Source organism: Gluconobacter sp. Dm-73 (genome assembly GCF_018256215.1).
GTDB lineage: Bacteria > Pseudomonadota > Alphaproteobacteria > Acetobacterales > Acetobacteraceae > Gluconobacter > Gluconobacter cadivus.
Genome location: NZ_JAERLW010000003.1, coordinates 290,416 through 314,940 on the forward strand (window position 1 = coordinate 290,416; position 24,525 = coordinate 314,940).

Below are 24,525 nucleotides of genomic sequence, written 5' to 3' on the forward strand. Positions count from 1 at the left end.
AGGGCAGATTTTCTTTGCGGAACGGCAGCCGGGAAAGGTTGGCGTTCCGCAACACCCTGCTAAAGTCGGCTCATGAGTCGCATACTTGTCATAAAACTCGGCGCGCTGGGCGATTTCGTTCAGGCTTTCGGCGCTTTCGCGTCCATTCGGGCCGCCTTCCCCCACGCCACGCTGACCCTTCTGACGACCGCGCCTTTCGTGGATCTGGCCCGCGCCGCGCCGTGGTTTGACCAGATCCTGACGGATGACCGCCCGTCGATGCGGAACCTGCCGGGACTATGGCGCCTGTCGCGCAAGCTGCGCGGCTATGACCGGGTGTTCGATCTTCAGACTTCGGGACGGTCCAAAACCTATTTCCGCCTCGCAGGACAGCCTGCAAACTGGTCGGGCATCTCCGACGGCTGTTGCCATCCGCACGGCAATCCGTCGCGCAACGCCATGCACACGCTGGCCCGGCTGGACGATCAGCTCCATGACGCCGGGGTCACGCCCTTGCCGCGCAGTGTTCCGCGCTGGCTTCAGGGCCATGGGCCGGACATTGCTGCCCCCTATGCCGTTCTGGTACCGGGCGCAGCCCCTCACCGCCCTCAGAAACGCTGGCCCGCGCCCCGCTTTGCCGAAATCGCAAAATCCCTTGCCGCGAAGGGCATCCGTCCGGTCATCGTCGGAACCCGGACCGAAGCCCCACTGGCTCAGGACATCCTGCACGTCTGCCCAACCGCCCTCGACCTGACGGGCCAGACCACGATGGTCGAACTCGCGGGCGTGCTCGACCGTGCCTCCTTCGTGATCGGCAACGACACCGGTCCGATGCATCTGGCGGCCGCGATGGACACACCCTGCCTCACGCTTTTCGGCCCAGACAGCGATCCGCGCCTGACGGCACCCCTCACCCCCACGGCAGGCCGGACGGAGTTGATCGTGGTGCCCGATCTGGCAATGCTGTCCGTAAAACGGGTCGAGGCCTGCATGGACACCCTGCTGTCCCGATGACCCGAATCCGCTGCGTCATGATGCAGAAGAACGAGGCAACCCTTCTGGAGCCTTGGATTCTGTGGCACGCAGCGATTTTCGGCTTTCCCGGCCTGACCGTGATCGACAATGGTTCGACTGACCCCGCCGTTCTGGAGATCCAGACCCGCTATGAGGAAAAAGGCGTACGGATCATCCGCGATCACGCATCGCACAGCGATTTCCTGCATAAAGGCGAGATCATCGCGAACATCATCCGCCAGTGGGATGCAGAAGAGTTCTACGATTTTGCCATCCCGCTGGACTGTGACGAATTCCTGACGGTTTTTCTGGACCAGCTTTCGCTCGACCCTGACGTCATTCGGCGCCAGTTCGACTATCTGAAGCAGGAAAACGCGACCTTCATTACCGAACGCCTGCTACTGAACGTGCCGGAAGCGCCGGATTACTACCGGCCCCAGATCGTCCGGCGTGGTCTGTTCCGGGCGCAGACGATCGTCAGTCTGGACCGGGGCTTTCATAACCCGCAGAGCCTTTACCCCAACCGTTATGTCCGCACGCCTTTCGTGTATCTGCATCTTCACAACCGACCGGACTACGAAGACATCCGCCGTTTCGCCCGCCAGAAACTGACCGCCACGGACACCGGCGCGCAGCCGGAACATCCCAAAGACGGCACGCATCTGCATTATTATTTCAACGCCAGCTATCAGGACTTCCTCGCCAGCTACAGCCTGACGCCGGACCTATATGCCCCCATAATCGCGCAGCGCTTCCGCGATCTTGGCGTCGATCCGGACATCCTGTTGGGCACGGGAGAGAGCGTTCCACACCCTCCACTCAGCATCCCGTCCGGCTTTGTGGCCCATCGGGCACGGAACGACGGGCAGCAGCACGAATATCGGGTTTTCGATCCGCTATATTATGCCCGGAGCAACCCGGATGTGACGCAGGACCCCTATTACGGGATCTGGCCCCTCATCCATTATGTCACGCTCGGATGGGACGAAGGGCGGCAGTCCGATCCTTATGATGGGTCACCTCTGCTGCTCCAGATGGACAAAGCAACCTGAAAACAATCCGTCTGCCTGTCTGGGGGTTGCGGCCTGACGGGGATTGAGGCCATTTACCGGTTCATTTTTCGGCAGAGCGATCTGCCGTTCCCACTCGCACAGGAGCGATCTCCATGCCCGCCATCACACTCCCCGACGGAAGCGTCCGCACATTCGACGGGACGGTGACGGGCACGACGATCGCGGCCTCCATCGGGCCAGGTCTCGCCAAGGCCGCCATGGCGATGGAAGTGGACGGCAACCCCGTCGATATCAGCACCGAAATCAGCACCGATGCGTCCGTGAAGTTCGTCACCCGCAAGGATGAGGACGCGCTGGAAATGATCCGACATGACGCGGCCCATGTTCTGGCCGAAGCCGTGCAGGCCCTGTGGCCTGAAACGCAGGTCACGATCGGGCCGAGCATCAAAGACGGGTTCTACTACGATTTCTCCCGCGAGAAGCCGTTCACGCCTGAAGACTTCCCGGCCATCGAAGAGAAAATGCGCGAGATCGTGGCGGCCAATACGCCGTTCGTCCGCGAAGTGTGGGACCGTGACGAGGCCATCCGCTTCTTCGAAGAGAAGGGCGAGGACTTCAAGGCGCAACTCATTCAGGACCTGCCGGAAACCGAGCAGATCTCGATTTACCGTCAGGGCGAATGGCTTGATCTGTGTCGTGGCCCGCATCTGCGCACCACCGGCGATGTCGGTACGGCGTTCAAGCTGATGCGCGTGGCCGGAGCCTACTGGCGCGGTGACCACCGCAACCCCATGCTGACCCGCATTTACGGCACCGCATGGCGCGACAAGAAGGAGCTGGACGCCCATATCCTGCGCCTTGAGGAAGCTGAAAAACGCGACCATCGCCGCATCGGCCGCGAGATGGACCTCTTTCACATCCAAGAAGAAGCCGTCGGCCAGATCTTCTGGCACCGCAAGGGCTGGCGCCTGTACACGGTCCTGCAGGACTACATGCGCCGCGCGCAGGAGCGGAACGACTACGAGGAAGTCCGCACCCCGCAGCTCGTGGACCGCGCTCTGTGGGAAGCCTCGGGTCACTGGGACAAGTATCGCGAGAACATGTTCATCGCGACCGTCGAGGACGAGGACAAGACCCTCGCGCTGAAGCCCATGAACTGCCCGTGCCATGTGCAGATCTTCCGCCATGGCCTGCGCTCCTATCGCGAGCTGCCGCTGCGGATGGCGGAATTCGGCGCGTGTCACCGTTACGAGCCGTCGGGTGCCCTGCACGGCATCATGCGCGTACGCGGCTTCACGCAGGACGACGCCCATATTTTCTGCACGGACGAGCAGATCGCGGACGAAACCGCGAAGTTCGTGAAAATGCTGGCCGAAGTTTACACGGATCTCGGATTCGAGAGCTTCCGCGTAAAGTTCTCGGACCGCCCGGAAACGCGGGCGGGTTCGGACGAGGTCTGGGATCGGGCGGAAGGCTCGCTCAAGAAAGCCTGTGAGATCGCGGGCGTCGAGTACGAATACAATCCGGGCGAAGGCGCGTTCTACGGTCCGAAGCTCGAATTCGTGCTGACGGATGCCATCGGTCGTGACTGGCAGTGCGGCACGCTTCAGGTGGATTACGTTCTGCCGGAGCGTCTGGACGCCTCTTACATCGGCGAGGACAGCAACCGTCATCGCCCGGTCATGCTGCACCGCGCGATTCTCGGCAGTTTCGAGCGCTTCATCGGCATCCTGATCGAGCAGTATGCCGGCAAGTTCCCACTCTGGCTGGCACCGACGCAGGTTGTTGTGGCGTCCATCGTCTCCGACGCTGGCGATTATGCCAATGAAGTCGCCGCAACGCTGAAAGCTGCGGGACTCCAGGTCGAGACCGACACGAGAAGCGACAAGATCAACGCCAAAATCCGCGAACACAGCCTTGCGCGCGTTCCGGTCATTCTGGTCGTTGGTCGTCGCGAAGCCGAGGAACGCAAGGTCGCCATGCGGCGTCTGGGGGGCGCGACGCAGGAAATCCTGTCGCTCGACGAGGCCGTTGCGGCTCTTGCGAAAGAGGCTCAGGCCCCTGACATCGCGCGTGCGACAAAGGATTGAACGTAATCCCCTTGCACCGCGCGTAAGGCAGGACTATGTGCAGAAGGAACGGGATCGGAAATGGCCGTATCCCGCCTTTCTGCGTGAAGGCGGATACAGGCTGCCGGACCCGAACGAAACTGATGACAGGAGCTGACCATAGCTAGACCGCCGATGCAGGCCGCGCCCACCCGTGAAGGACCGCGCGTCAACGAGGAAATCCGTGTTCCGCAGGTTCGTCTGATTGACGAAGAAGGCGAAATGCAGGGCATCATGACGACCCGGGATGCCATGATGCGCGCTTTTTCGGTGGGTCTCGATCTGCTGGAAATCAGCCCGACCGCTGTTCCTCCTGTCGTGAAGATTCTCGACTACGGCAAGTTCAAGTATGAGCAGCAGAAGAAGAAGAACGAAGCCCGCAAGAAGCAGAAGGTCGTTGAGATCAAGGAAGTGAAGGTCCGTCCGGGTACGGGCGAGCACGACTTCCAGACGAAGCTCAAGGCCATTCACAGCTTTCTTGACGAAGGCGACAAGGTCAAGATTTCCCTGCGCTTCAAGGGTCGCGAAATGGCCCATCAGGAGCTCGGCATCAAGATGCTTGAGCGTATCCGGCTGGAAGTCGAGGAAAAGGCGAAGGTGGAGCAGATGCCCCGCCTTGAAAACCGCCAGATGCTGATGGTGATCGCCCCCCGCTAAGGGAGGGGTCATCCAGAGACTAAAAAACCGGCCTCTCCTGAAAAGGAGGTGGCCGGTTTTTTATGACCTGCGACTTAAGCCGCTTCGGCCGCGAGATTCGTCCGATACAGCGCGACGAACTGCCGCAACAGACCCGCAATTTCGGCCACGGGGGTCTCCCAGTCTCCTGAACGTGGCTGACGGAAAATCCGCATACTGGGATACCACGGCGTCGTGGACGCGGTTTCGCCCCAGCGCCAGCAGGCGTCACTCCGCGAAATCATCCAGACCGGCAAACCGAGTCCACCCGCCAGATGCACCATGGATGTATCGACGCTGATCAGCAGATCCACGCCATAAAGCCGGGCCGCAGTATCGGCGAAATCCACAATCCCGTCCGTCACGTCACGTCAATCACGGGCAGTCCGGTTTCAGCAATCTGGTTTTTCGCGGCACCAAGCTGAAAACTGACGAAGCGGATTCCCTCCACACCCATCAGAGGGGCAAGCTTCTCCAGAGGCACACTTCGGCGGCGGTCCACCTGCGTGGCGACGGAATCATGAGGGCGCGGATCACCATTCCAGACCAGCCCAACGATCAACTCGGGCTGGTCTGGCGTCTGCATCACGCTCTGTCGCAGCGCACCACCAACGCGTTCCTGTTCTTCAAAGGGTACGGACAGATACGGACAGTCTGGAGCCGTGTCTGGTGTCAGGCCCAGACGCATCGGCAGACCGACCAGCGGACAATGCAGATCCAGAGGCAGTGACGGCTCAAGAACCGAGATGACCCCGTCAATGTCGTCCATCCGCTCCAGAAGCCGGACCAGCGTAGGCGGAACCTGCACTATGGTCGTCGCTCCAAGCGCCTTGAGCAGGGGCACGAAACGGATGAACTGAAGCGTATCGCCATAGCCCTGTTCGTGATGGATCAGGATGGTTTTGCCTGTCAGATCCTCTCCTTCCCAATGCGGGATGGAAAGATCCGTGCGCGGCGTCTGGCTGCATCGCCAGCGCCATTCATATTCCCGCCATCCGGCTTCGAAACTGCCGATTTTCAGAAGACTGACAGCCCGTCCGAAACGACAGACGCCATTTTCCGGTGCCAGAGCAATCGCCCGATCATAATAGGGAAGCGACTCTTCACTCCGGCCAAGGCACTGGAGCGCGTGAGCAATATTATTGATGGCCGGGACATGATCCGCACAAAGGGAATCGCCGGTTATGGCGTTCTCCAGAGCCTCGTCGAACACGCCTTTACGAGCCTGAACCAGACTCAGATCGACGTAATAAGGCGCTTCGGACGGTTTTTGCTGAATGGCGACCTTCAGCGCCCGCTCCGCTCCGTCCAGATCGCCCCCTTCCAGACAGACAATTCCCAGACGATGCCAGATCCTCGGAGCGTTGACGTCCAGATGCAGGCTCTGGAGATAGAAGCGCCGCGCCTGCTGCCAGTCCTTGAGGCGTTCATACAGACATCCCGCCAGAAAAGCGGAATGCGGTTCCTCAGGGAGGGTCTGAACACCCTCGTTCAGCTTTTCGAATGCAGCAGATACGTCGCCCGCATCCGCCAGAGCGAGAATATCCTGTGCCAGCAAACGGAAAGAATTGGGCATGAGGGCTCCTTTTTTTCCGTGGTAGCGAAAGCCCCCTAAGAAACCCTTAAAATCCTTCTCTTTTACGCCCTGACAAATGCCCTACCGGCAGACAAGCCATTACTGCGACAGCTCTGCCTTGACGAAAACATTCACACGGACAGTCTGTTCATCAGGGCTGCGCTGCGGGGGCGCGGAATCGGCCATACGGGCCGCCATGAGCATGACAGGGCGCGGACCCGGCTCCTGCGAGGAAATACGGATTTCACTCAGACGCACAAGGTGCAGACCGAGCGTCTGTGCGCTCTGCTCCGCCTGGTCGCGGACCTGTTTGAGAGCCGCCGTCCGGGCATCTTTGAGAAGCTGTTCGCGGGTGGCATCGTCCAAGGACCAGTCCATCCCCTCCAGCATCAGAGACTGCGACTGGAGCTGCCCGGCCAGAGCGAGAAGCTGCACGGAATCCTTGCCGCTTAACTCAAGCTCCTGTTGGGCCGTCCAGCTTTTCGGCGCGTGCTCGGGCGTGTTCTCGTAAATGGAGTATCCCCCCGCCTTTGCTTCGATTCCCGCCTGACCGCCCGCGAGTTTGAGGGCTGCGGCCATCCGGGTGTTTACGTCCTTCTGCGCCGTCGCGGCAGACGGGCTGTCGGCGCGGACGGACAGGCGGATCGTCAGTTCCGTTGGCGCGGCATGGGCAGTACCGGTCACGTTGAAATCAAGCTGGGTTGTGGCTTGGGTTGTCGTCTGGGGCATGTCAGCGGCCTGTGCTGTGGAGAACATCCCGGAAAGGGGAAGCGGAGACACAGCCAGAGCGGCCACCAGAAGCGGGGCTGGCCGGATCAGGGAGGAAAGACGGGTCATCGGATCTCCTGAAGGCAGGTATCGTGTGGAACGCTCCGAAAAGACCGGCAGCCAGACGCGTTAGCGCGGCTCGTCAGCGCGGCTCGGGAGCATGTTTCAGCAGGACCAACGCCCGACGCAGGCGTTCGATCCCTGCCCGGACATGCCCCTGTGTGCACAGCAGGTTTCCCTGCGCACGCAAATGACGCGCATCTTCCATCATCCCCAATGCAATCGCCCCGGAAGGAGCGGCCAGTTCTGCATCCACGCTTTTACGTAGCCGGGCGCAGTATTCCGCCGTTTCGGACGTGACCGAAATCGCATCGTCCGACCGGCCGGACGGCTGGTGCTGCGCCGGATGCAGGACCGGCGACGCGGCCAGACAGCCGAGCAGACAGAAAGCCGGGAGGATCACCGGCGAAGGGAGGGAAAGGCGCATTCAGGACTGTCTAACCCATTCCAGCTAAGCGCAGAGTGGGGCTGGCATGAAACTTCCGTCATCCAGCTTTCAAAGCAGGCGCCACAACCGGCAGAAGCAGTGTCGCGGAAAGACCCTGATCCCCGTTTTTCAGTTCAAGCGCACCGCCATGCAGGCTCATGACAGCCTGGACAAGCGACAGGCCAAGCCCGGCCCCCGGCGTATTGCGAGCCGCTTCGGCACGGAAAAAGCGCTCGGAAGCGCGGCCAAGATCGTCCTCGCTCATTCCCGGCCCCTGATCCGCAACGGTAATGGCCAGCCGATCATCCCGCATGTCCACCGACAGGGTAATGGCCGTGTCGGGCGGTGCGAACTTGATGGCGTTGTCCAGCAGATTGGCGACGGCCTGTTGCAGCAGATGCGGATCGCCATTCACGGGCCGCACGGTCCCGGCCCTGAAGACAAGTCGTAATCCGGCATCCTCGACGGACGCCTCATAAAGCTCGCTCAGCCCTTCCAGAAGGGAGCGCACATCCAGAATCGTGAAAGCCGCCCGTCTCGCCCCCGCCTCAAGCTGTGCGATTCGCAGCAGAGCCTCGAAAATCGACGTCACCCTGTCGAGATCCATAACCGCGCGGTCGATCGCGGCGTGAAGTTCCTCGGCAGAGGTGGCGGTGCGGTTGGCGTCTTCAAGACGGGCGCGAGCACGGGCGATAGGGGTTCGCAGGTCGTGGGCAATGGCGTTGGAAACCTGTTTGACGCCGTCCATCAGGCGGTTGATCCGCTCCAGCATGGTGTTGACGGTCTGGGCCACCAGATCGGTTTCGTTGCCCGTCAAAGGGATGCGCTGGCTCAGATCGCCCTGCGCCACCGCCGCCGTCGTGCGCGCGATGGAGCGGACGACCTGCCGGAAGATCCTGCGGATCGCCAGCGCCCCGCCTGCCGCCAGAAGCGACACCATGACCCAGGCCCAGATCAGCGTATCGGTCAGCACACGCCGGACGAGCGGACGCCCACGGACATCGCGCCCCACGATCATCCGGAAGCCCTGCGTCAGGGCATAGGCGTGCATCTTGGCATTAGTGCGAAAGCCGTCGCGCTTGATGGCCAGCTCATAAAACTGGTCCATCTGGCTGATGACGACCGGCCATCCGGGCAGGTTTCCGGCATATTTACGACCATCAGGACCGACCAGAAGATAGAGCTCGTCATCATCGACATTCTGGTCCAGCCGGTCCTGAATGGCGAGGCTGAGCGCGGGCGGCCCACCCTGCGTCCAGCGATGGGAGAGATCAGCCGCATCGACCTGCACCGCCAGTTCTACCTGACGGTCGAGCTGCCCGGTCGTGTTCCACCAGATGAAGGACAGGAACGCCCCGGCCGAAATCACGAACACCAGTCCATAGGCCAGAGCAAAGTTCAGCCCGGCCGAACGGACCGGCCAGCGCAGGCGCCGTTTCAGGAGCAGCCAGAAACAGCGGACCTTACGCAGGAGCATTCCCAATCAGTCCGCCCGCAGGATGTAGCCCGCATTGCGGATCGTGTGGATCATCGGCTTGTCGAACGGCTTGTCCACCTTCTGGCGCAGGCGCGAGACATGCACGTCGATCACGTTGGTCTGCGGGTCGAAATGATAGTCCCAGACGCGCTCGAGCAGCATGGTGCGGGTCACGACCTGTCCCGCATGGCGGATCAGGAACTCCAGAAGGCGGAACTCGCGCGGCTGAAGATCAATCTTCTCGCCGCCCCGTTTGACGGTCCGCGACAGCAGATCCATCTCCAGATCACCCACGACCAGCCGCGTCTGCGGCGCGCTTTCGGGGCGGCCACGACGGCCCAGCGCCTCGACACGCGCCAAAAGTTCGGAGAAGGCGAAGGGTTTGGTCATGTAGTCGTCGCCGCCGGCCTTGAGGCCCGCAACGCGCTCGTCCACATCCGCCAGCGCCGACAGCAGCAGGACCGGCGTTGCATTCTTCTGACCACGCAGGGTTTCGAGAATCCGCAGACCGTCGATGCCACCCGGCAGCATCCGGTCCAGGATCACGACGTCATAGTTCTCACTGACGGCCAGAAACAGGCCGTCCTTGCCGTTATCCGCCTCGTCAACGACATGCCCGGCTTCCCGAAGCCCCTTGAGCACGAAAGCACGGACCGTCGGATCATCCTCGACCAGCAGGATACGCATCGTTGTCTCTCTTCCTTCCGAACGCAGTCTCGCCGTTCCTTGCCAGAAAGAATACCGGCTTGAAGGGCGCCGTCAAACGCCGTTGTTACAGAACAGACTGCCTAGCGGGGAATTGCGTTGTCAAACGCATCCTGCTGCGCGTCTCGCAGGGATGAGGCGCTGATCGGGCCCCATGAGAATGGGGAAGCCTCCGAAAGCCCGTCGCGATAACCGCTCTGCCCCCGCGACGGCGGCACGGCACTGCACCCGGCAAGCCCGGCCATCAGGACCAGAGCCCACAGACTGACTGAACTGCGAGATGGCTCAGTCATCCGCATCCTGCGGACGCGGACCGATATGGATAGGCAGCGTCAGGGACTGTTTGCCGCGCCGGATGCGGAAACTCAGGACTACACCCGGACGCGCCGCCGCGATACTCCGCAGAAGCATCCGCGCGCTGGTGACGGGAACATTGTCCACCTGCGTCACGATATCGCCCCGCCGAAGGCCGCCTTTCTGGGCCGGGCCACCATTATCGACACCGGCAATCCCGATCGCCGTGTCGCCATCATCGAGCGTAATGCCGAGCCAGCCATGCTCGGCATGGCCCGTCGCCTCGATTTCCGCGACGATCGGGGCCACGATTTCGGACGGAATGCCGAAGCCGATCCCCACAGACCCGCCCGCAGGCGTTACGATGGCGGCATTCACGGCCACGACCTGCCCGCGCATGTTGAAGGCCGGGCCACCTGAATTGCCGGGATTGATCGGAGCATCAAGCTGAATGAAGTCGTCAAGCGACCCGATCCCCAGATCGCGCCCGACCGCCGAGACAATCCCCGCCGTAACGGACGATCCGAACCCGAACGGATTGCCCGCAACAAGAATCCAGTCCCCGATATCGGTCTGCTGGCTGTCGCCCCAAGTGACATGCGGAAGCGGCTCGGGACTATCGACCTTGATGACGGCAATATCCGTCAGTGGATCGGCCCCCAGCAGGCGCGCTGGCATTTCATGCCCGTTGGACAGAGAGACCACGACCTTGTCCGCCCCGCCCACGACATGGCGGTTGGTCACGATGATCCCGGACGGATCGACGATGAAGCCCGATCCCGCGCCGACCATTTCTTCCTGCTGGCGTTTCATCCGGTCCCGGTAGCGCTTTTCCAGCGGGGTGCCGCGGATCTGGGGCGGAATATGATCGTGGCCGTCGGGGCTGTTCTGGGTGATGGCGATGTTGACGACGGCCGGGATCACCTGCCGCACCAGCGGGGCGAAACTTAAGGGGCCATATTTAACCAGAAGCGGCGGCAAAGCGGGGGCCGGAGCCGGGACGACGGCGGGCTGTGTGGGGATGCCATGCGCGTCCGTGTTTTCGCCTGCGACGGTGCGGTCGGGAATGATGGTCGGGAGCAGTTTCGGCGCGGGAGCCGACTTCTGCGGCTGTTCCACGGGATGTGCAACGCTCTGCGGGCTGTTGCCATGACCGCGCAGGGCCAGCATCAGCCCCACCGTCACCACAGTGGCCGTTCCGGCACCGATCGCAGCAGCCTGCAGGGTGCGGTTCATGGGAAACAGGACAAGAACATCGTCATACCGAATCTGCTAACACAGAATTGTTCCACATCCCAAGATCCTGACGATTCAGCGCCCCTGCTGAGATTTCGAACGCGGTTTTGGCGGCTCTGCCGTTGCGGGGTCCTCAGGCCAGTCATGGCGCGGATAACGCCCCCGCATGTCCCGGCGCATATCGGCCCAGCTGCCTTTCCAGAAGCCTTCCAGATCCGCCGTGATCGCCTGCGGACGCCCGGCGGGAGACAGCAGCGCGCATTGCAGGGCCAACTGTCCATCCGCGAGTTCCGGCGTCCGGGCCGTCCCGTAAAAGGCCTGCGCGCGGGCGGAAACCGTAGGAACCGCGCCGGTATAGTCGATGTCGTGCGTGCTGGCCTTCAGCGTCAGACGCGGCGGGAGCTTGCGGTCCAGCGTGGACAAATCGGCATAGTCCAGCCGCGCGCGCAGGATGGACAGCAGGTCCAGCGCCCTGACCTGCGCGAGCCGGTCACATCCCGCAAGATATGGCTCCAGCCATTCCAGAGACGCCGCCAGCCTGCCGTCGGACATATCCGGCAGATGCGGCGCATAGGTCGCGCGGGCATGGGCCACGCGGGCCTGAAACTGACGCCCGGCCTCCGTCCATGTCAGAGCCTGCGCCGGAGTCGCGGCGATCTGCTGCAAGAGAAGGCTCTGCGCCTCCTCGGGGCTAATCTCGCCGTTGCGGTCACGCAGGACCAACGCCCCCAGACGGAGCCTACGACGGGCGATAATGCGGCCGGATGTACCGTCCAGCGTCGTCTCGACCTGCTCGCGGGTCCGGTCCAGAAGGGTCTGGGGCAGGTTTTCAGCATCCAGCGGGGCTGCGAGCGTGATTTCCGTTGAGGTGCGCGTATGGAACGCCGCCCCGGCCAGCAGCTTCTCGCGGGCCAGCGGATCATTGGCTGAGACGCGGGCACTGCCTCCGCCTGCCAGACGGAAACGTCCAAGCTCGCCCGCCGCCTGCGCCACACGATCCGGAAAACCTGCGGCCAGCAGCGCGCCCGCATGATCCGGCAGCGGGATAAGCGGCACGTCCCGCTCTCCCATCCGACGCAGGAAGCGTTTGGCGGACTGACGCATATGGAACAGGCTGGCCCGGTCCGCGCGCGGGTCATCGCGCTCGAACAGGGCGAAGCGAACGCGGATATCAGCGCCCGGCGCAGGGCCAGAAGGGCGGTTCGGGCGTGGACGGAGCGGATCGCGTTCTTCCAGCAACGCCGCCAGACAGGCTGCTGTCACGCGCTCAGGCAGGGTCCGGGCCGCGCACAGCATTGCGGCCAGACGCGGATGCGTGCCGAGGGACGCCATGCGCTTGCCAAGCACCGTAATGCGGTTGGCATCATCCAGCGCGCCGAGTTCCCGCAGCAGTTCGCGCCCGCCCGCCAGAACGCCGGAAGGGGGCGTGTCCAACAGCGGCAGGCTGTCCGGAGCCGTTCCCATGACCTCCTGCCAGGCGGCGGTGACGAGCGCGAAATCCGTCAGATCGGCCACGAGAATTTCCGGCGCGTCCTGCGGGCGCAGGCTGCGCTGCGTCATCTCCGACCACAGGCGGATGGCAATGCCCGGAGACTGCCGCCCCGCACGGCCTGCGCGCTGGGTAGCGGTGGCACGCGATATTTTCAGCGTTTCCAGCCGCGACAGGCCCGTATTCGGATCCAGCCGCGGAGCCCGTCGCAGGCCACCATCCACGACAATCCGCACACCGGAGACCGTGACGGACGTCTCGGCAATGGACGTCGCCAGCACGACGCGACGCGTGTCGGACGGTGCAATGGCGCGATCCTGATCTTCGGTCGTCTGTTCGCCGTGCAGCGGGAAGACCGGAACCGTACCGTCCAGCAGCGCCTGAGTGCGGCGGATTTCACCGACGCCGGGCAGGAACGCGAGAATGTCGCCGTCTTCTTCCGCCAGCGCCTGACGGATCGCGCGGGCACAGGCTTCGGGCAGGTCCCGCATATGGGGAATGTCGCGGGTATGGCGGATGTCGATGGGGAACTGGCGGCCTTCGCTCTCGATCAGCGGGGCGTTCATCAGCGTCGTGAACGCGCGGCCATCCGGTGTGGCCGACATGGCCAGAATCCGCAGATCGGGCCGCATTTCGCGCTGCATGTCCAGACAGAACGCCAATGCCGCATCCAGATCCAGCGAGCGCTCATGCACTTCATCGAACAGCACCGCGCCCACACCATCCAGCAGCGGATCGGTCAGCAGACGGCGCAGGAGCAAACCCTCGGTCACGACTTCGATGCGCGTTCTGACGGACATGGCGGAATCAGTGCGCGTGCGGAACCCCACGATCCCGCCCGGCTTCTCACCCAGCGACGACGCCATGCGCGAGGCCGCCCCACGCACCGCCACGCGACGTGGCTCCACGAGGATCAGACGCTGCGTGCCGAGCCACGGTGCATCCAGAAGGGCGAGCGGCGTCAGCGTCGTCTTGCCCGCACCCGGAGGCGCGACGAGAACGGCGTTGGGCTGCGTCTGCAACGTCGCCAGAAGCTCCGGCAGAATCGCCGTAACGGGAAGTTCGGGAGGAAGAATGAAGGTCAGAACGCAGCCCCCGCACCGGCAACACCAGCCAGCAGTTTAAAAGTTTTTGGTGAAGCTTTTTTCAAAAAGCTTCGACGCTCTCCGCCTTTTTAAAAAAAGGCGGAACCCAAAAACTTTTCTCTGTATCTTCTTACCGCAATGGGAAGCCGAGTTTGTGCAGCACTGTGCGCATGACGTGCCGTCCGCTCAGGCCCTTGAAGCTGTCCACACGTTTGGCGACCGTTTCCGACCAGGCGCGCGACGTCAGGCCCTGTTCTTTCTGGTAGTCGTCCGCGATCCGGTCATAGGCCGCGATGCCTGCGGGTTCGTTTTCGATGCTGTAGCGCTCGCGATGCAGGACCACGTCCTGACCCAGACGCGGTTTGTGGCCGTTCTGGGCTGCGGGATCGGGTTGCCCGACACACAGCCCCACAACCGCAACAGACCGCGGCGGCAGGGACAGGAGGCGTGCAACTTCTTCGGGATGGTTCCGCAAGCCGCCGATATAGACCGTACCCAGTCCGAGGGATTCGAACGCGGTCACGGCATTCTGGGCCGCAATACCGGTATCGAGCGTCGCCATGAGGAAGATTTCTTCATAGTCGAGCGCTTCGTGTCCCGTCCCTGCCCGCTCTGCGATCCGCTCCAGCCGGGACAGATCCACGATCCATGCGAGGAACAGAGGCGCGACTTCGATATGCTTCTGGCCACCGCACAGTTCAGCCAACTTTGCCCGCGTTTCCGGGTTTTCGACGGCAACGACGGACCAGACCTGAAGATTGCTGGAGGTCGCAGCCGAGGACGCCGCCGCAATTCCGGCTTCCAGCGTGCCTTCAGGCAGGGCATCCGGCAGATAGGCCCGGACCGAATGGTGCGACAGCAGCAGGTCGAGCACCGCATTGTCCGGCAGGGTTTCCGGCGCCGACGTGCGGTACCGTGTCTGCCACAGTGCGGAAATCCGTTCGGAAGAGGTGCCCGACATATCGTGTTCCCTTATTCGTCGTACGTCATCAGAGCGTTCAGCGGAACGTCCAGTTTGTCACGGCCTTTCAGATCCGCAAGCTCGATCAGCACGGATGCACCCACGACTTCCGCGCCCACCTTGCGCAGCAGATCGATAGAGGCAGCGAGCGTGCCACCCGTCGCCAGCAGATCGTCCAGCACCACGACGCGCTGGCCCGGCTTGATGGCGTCTGCCTGAATGTGCAGCTCGTCTTCGCCGTATTCGAGGCCGTATTTCAGGGAAATGGTCTTGCCCGGCAGCTTGCCCGGCTTACGCAGCATCGTAAAACCACAGCCCAGACGCAGCGCGAGCGGAGCGGCGGTCAGGAAGCCGCGGCTCTCGATTCCGGCCAGCATATCGGGCTGCCAGGCGGCGATCGCACGGGCCAGACGGGCGGTGGCGACCTGCCAGGCGTCGGGCGAGCGGATCAGCGTCGAGATGTCATAGAACAGGATGCCCGGCTTCGGAAAATCCGGAATTTCGCGGATGTAACTCTTGAGATCGAGCGGCTGGGGATCCTGAAACGACATGGTGGCACGGCTTTCATCTGGTCATGGCAAACAGCGCGGCATGTAGGGGAGTCTCCCCCCCAACTCAAGTCCGGATCACGGCTGCCGCCTGTTCGATGGCAGCCAGAAGCCCGGCCCTGCGGAACGGTTTGGGCAGAACAGCCATACCATGCGGGGCCGTGTCACGGTCTTCATAATCGCCGGACATGAGCACGACGGCCATCTGCGGATGACGCTCGCGCAGCAGATGCGCGATCTCCAGCCCGTTATGCGATCCCGGCAGGTTGAGATCCGTCACCAGAAGATCAGGGGCGTCCTTCCCCTCCAGCGCGGCCTCCCCGTCCAGCACATGCCGGACACTCCAGCCTTCCCGCTGGAGAACCGTCTCGACCACCAGCGCAATGGCGGCGTCATCTTCGACAAGCAGAGCTTTCATGACGGATGTTTCCTCAGGAATGGCGCGGAGGTTCTGCAATGACCGGCAGGCGGGGCCGCAGCAGGGCGAAGCCCATCGCGGCAACGAAAGCAAACGCCATGAAAAGCGCCATCGGAACGGCCGTCCCGGACGGCATCAGCCCGAACAGTGCGCTCGCCACAGCGCCAAAAAGATACTGCATCGTGCCCGCCAATGCCGAGGCCGAACCGGCGCGATCGGACTGTTCGGACAGCGCACCCACCATAGAATTGGGCCCGATAACGCCCGTGGGGGCCATGGTGATGAGAAGGGCGATGATGAGCGGCCACAGGAACATCGCCTTGATATGGCCCTGCGCGTCGAGATCGTAGTTCGACACCAGCGCCAGCAGAAGCAGGACCGCACAGCCCGCCAGACTGACACCCAGCGCGGAAAACAGCATCCTGCCCGTACTGACGCGCCCCACAAGCTGCCCGTTGATGGCAGACGCCCCGATCATGCAGATCGCGAACAGCCCGAACAGCATGCCGTAATGGAAGGGCGACATCCCGAACACGTCCTCGAACAGCATGGGGGCTGCGGTCAGGTAGGTGAAGGTTACGAAGCCTAGAAAACTCCAGACCAGACCATTCGTGATGAAGCTGCGGGTCCGCAGAATATAGGTGTAGCGTTCGATGATGGAGATCGGGCGTAGATCCCGGCGGTCCTGTGGAGCGAGCGTTTCTGGAAAGACCGTCATCAGCAGAAGGGTACAGAGCCCGCCATAGACGGCCGTGGCCCAGAAGATCATGCGCCAGTCCACGAATTTCAGCGCAAAACCGCCCAGCATGGGCGCGAGGATCGGCACGGTGCCCTGAATGACGATCAGCCGGGACATCATTTTTGACGACTCATCCCCTTCCGTCAGATCGCGGATGCACGCATTCGGCACCACGAGCCCGGCGGACGCCATAATGGCGGAAAAGACGCGGCAGATGCACAGAAACGTCATGCTGGGCGCCATCGCGCAGCCGATTTCACCCAGCGTATAGCCCAGCATCCCGATCAGCAGCGGCCAGCGACGACCAAAGCGGTCCGAGATCGGGCCGATGCTGATCTGCCCGATGGCCAGCCCGATCACCCAGGCCGCCATGGTCGCACTGCCCGCACCGGGTGAGGTGTGAAGCTGGCGCTCCATTTCGGGGAGAGCCGGAAGATAGACATCCGTCGAAACCGGCCCGACAGCCGTGAAAATTCCCAGCAGAACCGGAAGCCATGCGGGCAGGGAATCTCCCCGTCTGAATCTCATGGTCTGGTCTGTCATGCGCGTCTGCCTGTTCACTTCAGGTTGCGGATTGATGGTTCTGATAGCGTGGTCAGGGTGCATTATGTTCCCGGCCATGCTGACGCAGCAGGACAGCGCCCAGCACACCCGACACGACGAATAGGATTCCCGCAAGCCCCAACTGAAGGACATGCCCGATCCGCGTCCCGGAGCCGACCAGAACGAAAATCAGCGTCTGCGGTAATCCGCCCAGAAACGTCGCAACCGAGAACGGCAGCAGCGGCAGCTCGAACAGCCCCGCCGCCGTCGAAACCAGCAGGGCGGACCCCACCGGCATCAGCCGCAGCGTCAGCACAGCCCGAAAGGGCTTTGCATGGAGCGTGCGGGCCAGGGCGGCATAATCTGCTTCCAGCCTGTCATGCAGCCGCGCCCGGAACGCCGCCGGGGCCAGAACCCGCGCCCAGCCATACGCCAGAACCGCCCCCAGCATATAGGCCAGCGAACACAGGACAAGCCCGCCCCATAATCCAAAGGCGAGGCCTGCCGCCACGCACAGCGCCTGACGCGGCAGACCGCACGCGCTGTAGGGCACAGCCAGCAACAGAAACCACAGCGGCGCGCCCGGCGTCTCATGCCAGTGCGGAGCGTTTTCCAGCAGATGATGAATGAACGGCAGCCGCTGGAGTGCTGCCACCAGCACCAGCATCGCGCCGATCGTCAGCGCGGCACGCCACGGCACGATCTGCCGCAATGTGCGGCGCAGGTCCGGATCGGGGGGGAGAGACATCGGGCTACCCATTCCTGCCCGATACCAGCAGCAGGCCGCCGCGGCTATGGGCCGGACCGTAAACACGTGTTCATGCTGGCGCACCCACCTTTGAAGAATGGGCATCCGAAAAAATCATCCGGCCACATTTTCCTCTTGAAGATATATCGTAAGATACTATATCGTTCGATATATCGAATAGGAGAACATCATGTTCAGACGTAAAATGGATTTTTTCAACACGGACCGTCATGGCCATCATCACCGCGGCGGTTTCTTCGGCAGGGGCCGCCCCGTCGCGGAAGGCGACGACCAGAAAGAGGGTCGCAACAGTGACAGCCGAGGCGGCGAAAATCGGGGCGCTCGTCACCAGGGCATGGGCCGCGGCGAAGGCGGCTTCGGACACCGGCATGGCGGCCGTGGTGGCGGGATGGGCGGCGGCATGGGAGGTGGACGTTTTGGCGGGCGCTTCGGAAGAGGCTTTGGCGGCGATCTCGGCGGCGAAGACTTCACACGCGGTCGCAAGCTGACGGCCGATGAGCTTCAGCTCGTTATTCTGGCTTTGCTCGCGGAAGCTCCTGCCCACGGCTATGAGCTGATCCGGCGCCTCGAAGAGCGGTCGGGCGGATTCTACAAGCCCAGCCCCGGCGTGATCTATCCCTCTCTCACCTATCTAGAAGAAGCCGGCCTCGCCGCCGTCGCGCAGGAAGGCAACCGCAAGCTCTACAGCCTGACAGACGAGGGAAAAGACCACCACGAGGCCCGCAGTGAGGAAGCAGCCCGCATCCTCGACGTCCTGAGCCGCATCGGCGCCCGCATGGCGGATGTCCGCGAGGCTTTCACTGGCGTCAACGACCTTGATCCCACACTGGGGCAGGCTTTTCACGATGCGCGTTTTGCCCTGAAATCCGCTCTGAAATCCCGCCGAGGCGCGGGTGCAGACGAACTGCGGCGGATCGTGGCGATCCTCAACCGTGCGGCAGCAGAGATCGCAAACCCGGCTTCCGATCAAAAGACATCGGACGAATAAGGCAGGACGCGCCTCTCCCAACGCCTGCACCGATGCCGTAAAGGATGGTCCATGATCGTTCAGGACCATCCCAATTTCTGCAACATGCCCGAGGACATGCGTTATTACCGGCCGGAGCATTTCGGGACGGGATTCATCGAAAAATCGATGGTCTTCCTCCTACCGGAACGACTGAGGAAATTCCGGCGCAATCTGTGGCATGTCCGGCGCAATCCCGGCGACGATGCGGTCTATATGCCGCTGTTCCGCGTCAACTGCGTCCTGCCGTCGGAACCTGCACCCATCGGGCTTCAGGGACCGTTCGACGTCTATCCCTTCTATACCCGCACCACAAAAACCCGCAGCCGCGAGCTGGATTATTACGTCCTGTTCGTCTTCCGGGACCGCATGTCGTGGATGCGCTGCAAGGCGCTGCTGGAAAAGCCCTGACCCTCACGCAGCTTTGCCTTTGCGGAGTGGCTCCGGCGGGTCAATGATGCACCATTCTCAACCACCACAAGGCTCTCCGCCATGCCCAAGACCCTTTACGCCACGCTCAAGGCCCTTCCCGGACAGCGCGAAACCCTGCGCGGCCTGCTGACGGCGCTGGCAAAAGACGTCCGCGCCGAACCCGGCTGCGAGCGCTTCAAGGTCTATACGCTCGCCTCGGACCCCGACCTGTTCCATGTGGAAGAAACCTACCGGGACGACGCGGCCTTCGCCGCCCATATGGCCACCGAACACGGTAAGGTCTTCAACCAGACGATCACGCCGCTGGTCGAAGGCGGCGGATCGGAGGTTGTGTTTCTGGACGCGGTGATCTGACCGCTATTTCAGATACAGATAGAACGGGATGAACCCGAAAATCGCCCAGGCGATCATGAAAATGAACGGGGCCTGATGGGCGAACAGGGCCCCACGCTGGGCGCGGCGCATCATGTCGCGGGTCTCGTCCTCGTTCGGAGCCAACGTAAAATCGGTCAGCCCCGGGCTTCGGGTGTGGAGATGGCGCTGCTTGCCCTCCCATTTTCCGATCGCGGCATAAGCCGCGCGGATGCCCGGCAGAGCCATCAGCGCCAGCACGAATCCCAGTAGCGAAAACAGGGGCGGCAGCAGAAGCACCATGCTGTCGCCCCATCGTTTTGTGGAGCCGGTCATGGCCGTCGCATAAGCGATGACCAGAAACGCCTGCGACCCCAAAAGGGCCTGAAGACGCCCATTCACGACTTCGGTCTCGAACCGGATTTCCGAGCGGTAAAAAGCCAGAAGCTCGTTATCGGTCGGATGTCCCTGCGCGACGATCTGACTGGTATCGGGGGACGGTGATGCGGTGTCGTCCATCGGGACCTTCGTAATATTCTCGGTCTCCGATAGCGCCCCAGAGATGTCTCAAGTTCCGTAATTTCCGGGCAGGTTGCCTCAGATCAGGCCTTTTGCCCGGATCAGAGCAAACGCGGCCAGCGAGACCATGCATTTCAGTTCGCCTTCACGAATCATGGTCTCGAACGCCTCCAGCGTCATGTCGTGGCAGGTGATGTCCTCTTCCGTCGCCTCAAGCTCCGTCTCGCCACGCGTCAGATTGCGGGCCAGAAAGACATGTCCCTTCTGGTTCGAGTACCCGGCGCCCTGATACATCGTACCGACATGGATCATCTCGCCGGCGCGCAGTCCGGTTTCCTCGCGAAGCTCGCCGAGCGCAAGTTCGACCGGATCGACGTTCTCTTTCGTCTCCCACATGCCCATCGGCAGCTCCAGAAGCCGCTCGCCCACCGGGTAGCGGAACTGCTGGATCAGCGTGACCTTCCCGTCAGCATGCAGCGGAAGGATCACGACGAACTCGCCCCGCTCCACGATGCCATACAGGCCCTGCTTTCCGTTGGGATGGACGATGATATCCTCACGCAACGCGGTCCAGGGATTGCTGTAGGCAAGCCGGGTCGAAAGCGTCTGGAAACCGGCGTCCCTGCGGGCGTCTTCGATGGTCTTATCGGTGCTCATGGACGGCTCCTGATCTTGTTTCGTTCTTTCGAATCGGCGACACTCACATCATGGAGCAACGCCGGATCGTGCATATCGACATGGACGCATTTTACGCGTCTGTCGAACAGCGGGACGACCCCTCCCTGCGCGGCCGTCCGCTCGCGGTTGGGCGGGGCGAAGCGCGGGGCGTGGTCGCAGCCGCAAGCTATGAGGCAAGGCGCTTCGGCGTCCGATCGGCCATGCCATCGGTTACGGCCAAACGCCTCTGCCCGGAGCTTGTGTTCGTCCCGGGACGCTTTGATGTCTATCGGGCTGTTTCGGCCCAGATTCATGACATTTTCTCTCGCTACACACCGCTGATCCAGCCGCTGTCGCTCGATGAAGCCTATCTGGACCTGACGGACCATCTGGGCGCTTATGGCTCGGCCACATTGGTCGCGGACCGCATCCGCGCGGATATCCACGCCGAAACCGGCCTGACCGCCTCGGCTGGCGTGTCCTACAACCGGTTTCTGGCCAAGCTGGCCTCGGATTACCGCAAGCCCGACGGGCTGTTCGTGATTACGCCCGCCATGGGGCCGGAGTTCGTCGCAGCGCTGCCCGTGGATGCGTTTCACGGTATCGGTCCGGCCACCGCCCGGAAAATGCGTGCCCTCGGGATCGAGACAGGCGCGGACCTGCGGACACACGACATCGAAACCCTGACCCGGCATTTCGGCAAGGCGGCGGCGTTCTATTACGGCATCTCACGCGGCATTGATCATCGTCCCGTCGTTGTGAACCGGGAGCGCAAATCCCTCGGAACCGAGCAGACCTATCTTCAGGATCTGACCTCCGAACCCGACGCACACATGGCCCTGACGCAGATCGCCGCCAAGCTGTGGGGCAGCCTCCAACGGCGCCAGCTTCAGGCCCGGACCGTAACGCTGAAGGTCAAATACGCCGATTTCCGCCAGATTACCCGCGCCCGCACCCTGCCTGCGCCGGTTCCGTCCGAAGAGGTCCTGCTGCAAACGGGCCAGAGCCTCATGATGCCGCTGTTTCCTTTTGTGCCGGGCGTCCGTCTGCTGGGCCTGACCCTTTCGGGCTTTCATGCCCCCGCCCCCACGTCGTCCGACCAGATGGAACTGCTGTTCCGAGACGCGCCCGACCCCTCATAAGCGCCCTCCACGCGGAATTTATGACCCAAAGACAGGGCCGCCCTCGTGACGGCACCCGTCATCTGGCCTATGCCATGGGGGATCTTTTCACAGACAAGCCTCAGGAGAGCAGAGCCATGACCGCGCAGGAAACGTCGGCGGCCTCACCGACGAAACGCGTTCTTGCCGTCGTCCTGTTCAATCTGCTGGTCTATATCGTGATCGGCCTGCCTAATGCTGTTCTGGCGATTTTCGTCCATCAACGGCTGGGCTACAGTACCACCGTCGCAGGCATCACGTTCTCGCTCCAGTATTTCGCGACCTTCGCCGCACGCCCCTCCGCCGGACGACTGGTGGACCGGATCGGCCCCAAACCCGTCGTCATCGGCGGACTTGTCACCTGCGTTCTGTCGGGCCTGCTGCTTGCAGGGTCCGGGCTGTTGGCCGCAACGCCGCTGCTGTCTCTGGGAGTGCTGCTCTCCAGCCGCCTGATGCTGGGCTGGGCGGAAAGCTGGGCCGCGACCGGGGTGATCGTCTGGAACATTCGCCGCGCCGGGGCCGAAAACACCGCCATCGCCATTTCATGGAACGGCATCTGCTCCTATGGCGGAATCGCGCTGGGCGCACCGGTTGGCGCGAAACTGTCTTTGCTGGCCGCGCCTTATGGCGGGCTGGTCTCGGTCGGTATCCTCTCGGCGGCGCTGCCCCTGTTCGGCCTTGCGATCATCGGATTTTATCCCGCCGTCGAACCCCTTCCCGCGACCAGCAAGCCCATCGCTTTTTCGCGCGCCCTCAGACTCGTTCTGCCGCATGGATCGGCGCTGGCAGCAGGGTCCATCGGATTTGGCGCCATCTCGTCGTTTCTGGCCCTTTATTACTCCGTCCTGCACTGGGAGGGCGCGGCAACCGCACTGGCGGTTTTCGGGTTCATTTTCGTCGTCATCCGGTTTTTCTTCGCCTCACAGATTGCGATCCGTGGCGGCGTGTTCGTAGCGATCGTCTCGCTGCTGGTGGAAGCGCTGGGACTCGCCACGCTCGGCCTGTTCCAGACGCCGTTCGCAGCCCTCGTCGGGGCCGCGCTGACGGGAGCAGGCTTCTCCCTGCTCTTCCCCGCACTCGGCGTTCTGGCCGTCAATAGTGCCGGTCCGGAGAACCGCGGGGCGGCACTGGGCGCCTATTCCATCTTCATTGATCTTGCCATCGCGTTCTCGGGGCTGTTTCTTGGACAGGTCATCGAGTTCGCGGGCTACAGAACGATGTTCGCCACCACCGCAGTCTGCTGTCTGGGCGGTGTGCTGATCAGCCGTTCGCTGGGCCGCCGGATTTCCTGACAGATCCTTGCTTCAACTGACACGGACCCGACATGATCATTCGTTCCTGCGCCGTTTTCTGTGGTTCCCGCTTCGGCAACTCCCCCGCTTACGCTGAAGGGGCAACAGAGATCGGAACGGCTCTGGCGCAACACGGAATCACGCTGGTCTATGGCGGCGGGCATGTCGGGCTGATGGGCACGGTTGCGGATGCAGCACTCAAAGCAGGTGGCAAGGTCATCGGCGTCATCCCCGAATTCCTCCATGCCCGTGAAGTCATGCATAAAGGCGTCACGCAGCTTGAAGTTACACCCGACATGCACACCCGCAAGGCCCGCATGTTCGAACTCTCCGACGCCTACGCCATTATTCCCGGCGGCCTCGGCACCTTCGACGAACTCATGGAAATCATGACCTGGAAGCAGCTCGGCCTGCATCAGGAGCCGATCTATATCGTCAATATCGGCGGCTGGGCCACATCACTGGTCGACACGCTGAATGCGGCCGTCGATCAGGGTTTTGCCGACCCGTCCGCCCGCCGTCTGTTCACGGTTGTGCAGGACGTGCCGGAACTGATGGAACACCTCTCCGTCAACGTCCCGGCCTAAGTTTTGGAGCGGGGCGCGTCCCCGCTCACCCTTCCAGCGTTGCCACCAGCAGCGCGACAACCTCTTCCAGCCGCACACGGTCCGCGTCTGAAAACCGGTCCTTCACTGGGCTGTCGATGTCCAGCACGCCCACAAGCGCGCCACCCACCACGACCGGCAGCACGATTTCCGACTCCGATGCCGCATCACAGGCGATATGGCCGGGAAACGCATGGACGTCCGGAACCACGAGCGTCTCGCGGTTCTGCGCAACCGTCCCGCACACGCCCCGGCCCAGCGGAATCCGCGTGCAGGCCAGCCGCCCCTGAAACGGCCCCAATACAAGCTGCTGTTCCGCCTCTTTCCAGAGATAGAATCCTGACCAGTTGATCTGCGGCAGGGCCTCGAACAGCAGGGCCGCGATATTGGCCATGTTGGCGATCATGTCCGTCTCGGTCGACACGACGGACCGCACCATCGGAACAAGCTCGTCAACGCTCAGGCGATGGATGGGAGCACTCATAAAAAGACAGTCCTGCAAAAACAGAAGATTAGGACCGCCGATCATAGGTCAGATCGGAAAAAACGCGAAAGGACGCCATTTTTAATAGAAAAGCGTTCGTTTCCCGTAATGCTCCCGGGTCTGCGAGAATTATTA

At 62.4% G+C, this 24,525-nt stretch carries 27 protein-coding genes; 10 read left to right on the forward strand and 17 right to left on the reverse strand.

Going from position 1 to position 24,525, the window contains the following annotated elements; genetic code table 11:
- Window positions 1-72 precede the first annotated feature (72 nt).
- The 4 genes from JK176_RS04730 to infC all read left to right on the forward strand — a co-directional run bounded on the left by JK176_RS04730 (window position 73) and on the right by infC (window position 4,771).
- Window positions 73-993, forward strand: coding sequence for a glycosyltransferase family 9 protein (locus JK176_RS04730; protein ID WP_211586661.1), 921 nt, complete (start codon window positions 73-75; stop codon window positions 991-993).
- A complete protein-coding gene (locus JK176_RS04735; RefSeq protein ID WP_211586665.1) occupies window positions 990-2,045 on the forward strand; it encodes a glycosyltransferase family 2 protein in 1,056 nt (351 codons plus the stop codon). Before JK176_RS04730 ends, JK176_RS04735 begins: the two co-directional genes overlap by 4 nt.
- Window positions 2,046-2,158: 113 nt before the next feature.
- Window positions 2,159-4,096 (forward strand): threonine--tRNA ligase, encoded by a 1,938-nt coding sequence (gene thrS, locus JK176_RS04740; RefSeq protein ID WP_211586666.1) that lies wholly within the window; start codon window positions 2,159-2,161, stop codon window positions 4,094-4,096.
- Window positions 4,097-4,249: 153 nt separating this feature from the next.
- Complete coding sequence (gene infC / locus JK176_RS04745; protein ID WP_099285755.1) at window positions 4,250-4,771, forward strand: translation initiation factor IF-3; 522 nt, start codon at window positions 4,250-4,252, stop codon at window positions 4,769-4,771.
- A 74-nt stretch (window positions 4,772-4,845) separates the two neighbouring features.
- Here infC and JK176_RS04750 read toward each other — a convergent pair whose 3' ends face one another.
- The 14 genes from JK176_RS04750 to JK176_RS04815 all read right to left on the reverse strand — a co-directional run bounded on the left by JK176_RS04750 (window position 4,846) and on the right by JK176_RS04815 (window position 17,863).
- Window positions 4,846-5,154 (reverse strand): hypothetical protein, encoded by a 309-nt coding sequence (locus tag JK176_RS04750; RefSeq protein WP_211586668.1) that lies wholly within the window; start codon window positions 5,152-5,154, stop codon window positions 4,846-4,848.
- The gene (locus JK176_RS04755) at window positions 5,151-6,365 is read right to left on the reverse strand and encodes a tetratricopeptide repeat protein (protein ID WP_211586670.1); all 1,215 of its coding nucleotides are present in this window, start codon (window positions 6,363-6,365) and stop codon (window positions 5,151-5,153) included. The genes JK176_RS04750 and JK176_RS04755 overlap by 4 nt, the downstream gene beginning before the upstream one ends.
- A 99-nt stretch (window positions 6,366-6,464) precedes the next feature.
- Entirely contained in the window at window positions 6,465-7,202 is a 738-nt protein-coding gene (locus tag JK176_RS04760) for an SIMPL domain-containing protein (RefSeq protein WP_211575122.1), read from the reverse strand.
- Window positions 7,203-7,275: 73 nt separating this feature from the next.
- A complete protein-coding gene (locus JK176_RS04765; protein ID WP_194261166.1) occupies window positions 7,276-7,620 on the reverse strand; it encodes a hypothetical protein in 345 nt (114 codons plus the stop codon).
- A gap of 58 nt (window positions 7,621-7,678) precedes the next feature.
- The gene (locus JK176_RS04770; RefSeq protein ID WP_211586675.1) at window positions 7,679-9,097 is read right to left on the reverse strand and encodes an ATP-binding protein; all 1,419 of its coding nucleotides are present in this window, start codon (window positions 9,095-9,097) and stop codon (window positions 7,679-7,681) included.
- 6 nt (window positions 9,098-9,103) lie between these two features.
- Window positions 9,104-9,784 (reverse strand): response regulator transcription factor, encoded by a 681-nt coding sequence (locus JK176_RS04775; RefSeq protein WP_011252400.1) that lies wholly within the window; start codon window positions 9,782-9,784, stop codon window positions 9,104-9,106.
- Window positions 9,785-9,885: 101 nt separating this feature from the next.
- Window positions 9,886-10,095, reverse strand: a complete 210-nt coding sequence (locus JK176_RS04780) for a hypothetical protein (protein ID WP_194267035.1) — start codon at window positions 10,093-10,095, stop codon at window positions 9,886-9,888.
- Window positions 10,088-11,332 carry a S1C family serine protease gene (locus JK176_RS04785; protein ID WP_211586678.1) on the reverse strand — a complete coding sequence of 415 codons (1,245 nt, stop codon included), beginning with the start codon at window positions 11,330-11,332 and terminating at the stop codon, window positions 10,088-10,090. The genes JK176_RS04780 and JK176_RS04785 overlap by 8 nt, the downstream gene beginning before the upstream one ends.
- Before the next feature lie 75 nt (window positions 11,333-11,407).
- On the reverse strand, window positions 11,408-13,906 hold the full coding sequence (gene hrpB, locus JK176_RS04790) for an ATP-dependent helicase HrpB (RefSeq protein WP_211586848.1): 2,499 nt from the start codon (window positions 13,904-13,906) through the stop codon (window positions 11,408-11,410).
- 130 nt (window positions 13,907-14,036) lie between these two features.
- Window positions 14,037-14,867 (reverse strand): NADPH-dependent oxidoreductase, encoded by an 831-nt coding sequence (locus JK176_RS04795; protein WP_211586680.1) that lies wholly within the window; start codon window positions 14,865-14,867, stop codon window positions 14,037-14,039.
- A gap of 11 nt (window positions 14,868-14,878) precedes the next feature.
- Window positions 14,879-15,418 (reverse strand): adenine phosphoribosyltransferase, encoded by a 540-nt coding sequence (locus tag JK176_RS04800; RefSeq protein WP_146861550.1) that lies wholly within the window; start codon window positions 15,416-15,418, stop codon window positions 14,879-14,881.
- Between the two features lie 64 nt (window positions 15,419-15,482).
- Window positions 15,483-15,833, reverse strand: coding sequence for a response regulator (locus tag JK176_RS04805; RefSeq protein WP_211586682.1), 351 nt, complete (start codon window positions 15,831-15,833; stop codon window positions 15,483-15,485).
- Between the two features lie 13 nt (window positions 15,834-15,846).
- Window positions 15,847-17,115, reverse strand: coding sequence for a multidrug effflux MFS transporter (locus JK176_RS04810; protein ID WP_211586685.1), 1,269 nt, complete (start codon window positions 17,113-17,115; stop codon window positions 15,847-15,849).
- A 52-nt stretch (window positions 17,116-17,167) separates the two neighbouring features.
- Window positions 17,168-17,863, reverse strand: coding sequence for a TVP38/TMEM64 family protein (locus JK176_RS04815; RefSeq protein ID WP_249194197.1), 696 nt, complete (start codon window positions 17,861-17,863; stop codon window positions 17,168-17,170).
- Window positions 17,864-18,053: 190 nt separating this feature from the next.
- Between JK176_RS04815 and JK176_RS04820 the strand changes: the two genes are divergently transcribed.
- From JK176_RS04820 to JK176_RS04830, 3 genes are all read left to right on the forward strand, one after another.
- Window positions 18,054-18,872 (forward strand): PadR family transcriptional regulator, encoded by an 819-nt coding sequence (locus tag JK176_RS04820; protein ID WP_211586687.1) that lies wholly within the window; start codon window positions 18,054-18,056, stop codon window positions 18,870-18,872.
- A gap of 51 nt (window positions 18,873-18,923) precedes the next feature.
- Window positions 18,924-19,301, forward strand: coding sequence for a hypothetical protein (locus JK176_RS04825; protein ID WP_211586690.1), 378 nt, complete (start codon window positions 18,924-18,926; stop codon window positions 19,299-19,301).
- A gap of 81 nt (window positions 19,302-19,382) precedes the next feature.
- Window positions 19,383-19,676: a putative quinol monooxygenase gene (locus JK176_RS04830; protein ID WP_194261158.1), complete on the forward strand. Its 294-nt coding sequence runs from the start codon at window positions 19,383-19,385 to the stop codon at window positions 19,674-19,676.
- Window positions 19,677-19,679: 3 nt separating this feature from the next.
- Here JK176_RS04830 and JK176_RS04835 read toward each other — a convergent pair whose 3' ends face one another.
- Both JK176_RS04835 and JK176_RS04840 read right to left on the reverse strand, forming a co-directional pair.
- Window positions 19,680-20,192 (reverse strand): hypothetical protein, encoded by a 513-nt coding sequence (locus tag JK176_RS04835; RefSeq protein ID WP_194261157.1) that lies wholly within the window; start codon window positions 20,190-20,192, stop codon window positions 19,680-19,682.
- A 78-nt stretch (window positions 20,193-20,270) separates the two neighbouring features.
- Window positions 20,271-20,849, reverse strand: a complete 579-nt coding sequence (locus JK176_RS04840) for an NUDIX hydrolase (RefSeq protein WP_211586692.1) — start codon at window positions 20,847-20,849, stop codon at window positions 20,271-20,273.
- 50 nt (window positions 20,850-20,899) lie between these two features.
- Between JK176_RS04840 and dinB the strand changes: the two genes are divergently transcribed.
- The 3 genes from dinB to JK176_RS04855 all read left to right on the forward strand — a co-directional run bounded on the left by dinB (window position 20,900) and on the right by JK176_RS04855 (window position 23,888).
- A complete protein-coding gene (gene dinB, locus JK176_RS04845) occupies window positions 20,900-21,991 on the forward strand; it encodes a DNA polymerase IV (RefSeq protein ID WP_249194199.1) in 1,092 nt (363 codons plus the stop codon).
- 116 nt (window positions 21,992-22,107) lie between these two features.
- On the forward strand, window positions 22,108-23,301 hold the full coding sequence (locus JK176_RS04850) for an MFS transporter (protein ID WP_211586850.1): 1,194 nt from the start codon (window positions 22,108-22,110) through the stop codon (window positions 23,299-23,301).
- A 32-nt stretch (window positions 23,302-23,333) separates the two neighbouring features.
- A complete protein-coding gene (locus JK176_RS04855) occupies window positions 23,334-23,888 on the forward strand; it encodes a TIGR00730 family Rossman fold protein (RefSeq protein WP_062107559.1) in 555 nt (184 codons plus the stop codon).
- 25 nt (window positions 23,889-23,913) lie between these two features.
- Here JK176_RS04855 and JK176_RS04860 read toward each other — a convergent pair whose 3' ends face one another.
- Window positions 23,914-24,390 (reverse strand): GAF domain-containing protein, encoded by a 477-nt coding sequence (locus JK176_RS04860; protein WP_211586695.1) that lies wholly within the window; start codon window positions 24,388-24,390, stop codon window positions 23,914-23,916.
- Between the last annotated feature and the right edge of the window lie 135 nt (window positions 24,391-24,525).

Bases quoted from the DNA above. Each gene is read 5' to 3' on its own strand.
- JK176_RS04730 (WP_211586661.1), top strand. From the start codon at position 73: ATGAGTCGCATACTTGTCATAAAACTCGGCGCGCTGGGCGATTTCGTT.
- JK176_RS04735 (WP_211586665.1), top strand. From the start codon at position 990: ATGACCCGAATCCGCTGCGTCATGATGCAGAAGAACGAGGCAACCCTT.
- thrS (WP_211586666.1), top strand. From the start codon at position 2,159: ATGCCCGCCATCACACTCCCCGACGGAAGCGTCCGCACATTCGACGGG.
- infC (WP_099285755.1), top strand. From the start codon at position 4,250: ATGCAGGCCGCGCCCACCCGTGAAGGACCGCGCGTCAACGAGGAAATC.
- JK176_RS04755 (WP_211586670.1), bottom strand. From the start codon at position 6,365: ATGCCCAATTCTTTCCGTTTGCTGGCACAGGATATTCTCGCTCTGGCG.
- JK176_RS04760 (WP_211575122.1), bottom strand. From the start codon at position 7,202: ATGACCCGTCTTTCCTCCCTGATCCGGCCAGCCCCGCTTCTGGTGGCC.
- JK176_RS04765 (WP_194261166.1), bottom strand. From the start codon at position 7,620: ATGCGCCTTTCCCTCCCTTCGCCGGTGATCCTCCCGGCTTTCTGTCTG.
- JK176_RS04770 (WP_211586675.1), bottom strand. From the start codon at position 9,097: ATGCTCCTGCGTAAGGTCCGCTGTTTCTGGCTGCTCCTGAAACGGCGC.
- JK176_RS04775 (WP_011252400.1), bottom strand. From the start codon at position 9,784: ATGCGTATCCTGCTGGTCGAGGATGATCCGACGGTCCGTGCTTTCGTG.
- JK176_RS04780 (WP_194267035.1), bottom strand. From the start codon at position 10,095: ATGACTGAGCCATCTCGCAGTTCAGTCAGTCTGTGGGCTCTGGTCCTG.
- JK176_RS04785 (WP_211586678.1), bottom strand. From the start codon at position 11,332: ATGAACCGCACCCTGCAGGCTGCTGCGATCGGTGCCGGAACGGCCACT.
- JK176_RS04795 (WP_211586680.1), bottom strand. From the start codon at position 14,867: ATGTCGGGCACCTCTTCCGAACGGATTTCCGCACTGTGGCAGACACGG.
- JK176_RS04800 (WP_146861550.1), bottom strand. From the start codon at position 15,418: ATGTCGTTTCAGGATCCCCAGCCGCTCGATCTCAAGAGTTACATCCGC.
- JK176_RS04805 (WP_211586682.1), bottom strand. From the start codon at position 15,833: ATGAAAGCTCTGCTTGTCGAAGATGACGCCGCCATTGCGCTGGTGGTC.
- JK176_RS04810 (WP_211586685.1), bottom strand. From the start codon at position 17,115: ATGACAGACCAGACCATGAGATTCAGACGGGGAGATTCCCTGCCCGCA.
- JK176_RS04815 (WP_249194197.1), bottom strand. From the start codon at position 17,863: ATGTCTCTCCCCCCCGATCCGGACCTGCGCCGCACATTGCGGCAGATC.
- JK176_RS04820 (WP_211586687.1), top strand. From the start codon at position 18,054: ATGTTCAGACGTAAAATGGATTTTTTCAACACGGACCGTCATGGCCAT.
- JK176_RS04825 (WP_211586690.1), top strand. From the start codon at position 18,924: ATGATCGTTCAGGACCATCCCAATTTCTGCAACATGCCCGAGGACATG.
- JK176_RS04830 (WP_194261158.1), top strand. From the start codon at position 19,383: ATGCCCAAGACCCTTTACGCCACGCTCAAGGCCCTTCCCGGACAGCGC.
- JK176_RS04835 (WP_194261157.1), bottom strand. From the start codon at position 20,192: ATGGACGACACCGCATCACCGTCCCCCGATACCAGTCAGATCGTCGCG.
- JK176_RS04840 (WP_211586692.1), bottom strand. From the start codon at position 20,849: ATGAGCACCGATAAGACCATCGAAGACGCCCGCAGGGACGCCGGTTTC.
- dinB (WP_249194199.1), top strand. From the start codon at position 20,900: ATGGAGCAACGCCGGATCGTGCATATCGACATGGACGCATTTTACGCG.
- JK176_RS04850 (WP_211586850.1), top strand. From the start codon at position 22,108: ATGACCGCGCAGGAAACGTCGGCGGCCTCACCGACGAAACGCGTTCTT.
- JK176_RS04855 (WP_062107559.1), top strand. From the start codon at position 23,334: ATGATCATTCGTTCCTGCGCCGTTTTCTGTGGTTCCCGCTTCGGCAAC.
- JK176_RS04860 (WP_211586695.1), bottom strand. From the start codon at position 24,390: ATGAGTGCTCCCATCCATCGCCTGAGCGTTGACGAGCTTGTTCCGATG.